Annotated in this window: 1 protein-coding gene; it reads left to right on the top strand. The window is 54.8% G+C overall.

Annotation, left to right across the window (positions count from 1 at the left end):
* Positions 1-146 precede the first annotated feature (146 nt).
* A complete protein-coding gene (locus HMPREF1028_RS15240; RefSeq protein ID WP_198006991.1) occupies positions 147-548 on the top strand; it encodes a hypothetical protein in 402 nt (133 codons plus the stop codon).
* Positions 549-633: the final 85 nt, after the last annotated feature.

Here is a 633-nt window from a genome sequence, read left to right as displayed (position 1 = left end):
CGTCATTCCCGCCCCCGCCTACGCGAGGACAGGCTACGGCGGGAATCTATTGGCAATCCTAAGAAACTGATGTTTGAAAAACAGTTGCTGAGATTTAAAAGTGGATTCCCGCCTGCGCGGGAATGACGGTAGTTGGGCAGAAATTTATGCTGCGACTTGCAGCCTGCCACCTCTCCCATCCGGCGGGAGAGGGCTGGGGAGAGGGTGGCTCTATGGGCGGCTGCACCAGTTTGATTTTGCCTAAAGCTGGGAAGCCACCCCCATCCTCGCCGGACGGGGGAAGGAACAAGGTTGCTGATACGGCAAGGGGTCGTCTGAAATGGGCGGGTGGACAGGAATCTATGCCACGACGTGCAGCCTGCCCCCTCTCCCGTCTGGCGGGAGAGGGTTGGGGAGAGGGTGGCTCTATGGGCTGCACGAATTTGATTTTTCCCTCAAGCCACAAAGCCACCCCCATCCTAGCCTTCCCCCGCCAGACGGGGGAAGGAACAGGATTGCTGATAAATCAAAGAGGTCGTCTGAAAATAAGGATTTTAGATTTCAGATGACCTCGTTTAATGAGTTCAAATAACAGCAACCATCTCACATCCGCCGCTATCCCTTTCCATACTTTTCCACATCTACCGCAACCTA

This window comes from Neisseria sp. GT4A_CT1, assembly GCF_000227275.1.
Lineage (GTDB): Bacteria > Pseudomonadota > Gammaproteobacteria > Burkholderiales > Neisseriaceae > Neisseria.
Note: the sequence above shows the minus strand (reverse complement) of the source record. Positions and strands in the feature narration are given on the sequence as shown.

Excerpts from the sequence above, each read along its gene's own strand:
- HMPREF1028_RS15240 (WP_198006991.1), top strand. The coding sequence starts at position 147 with ATGCTGCGACTTGCAGCCTGCCACCTCTCCCATCCGGCGGGAGAGGGC.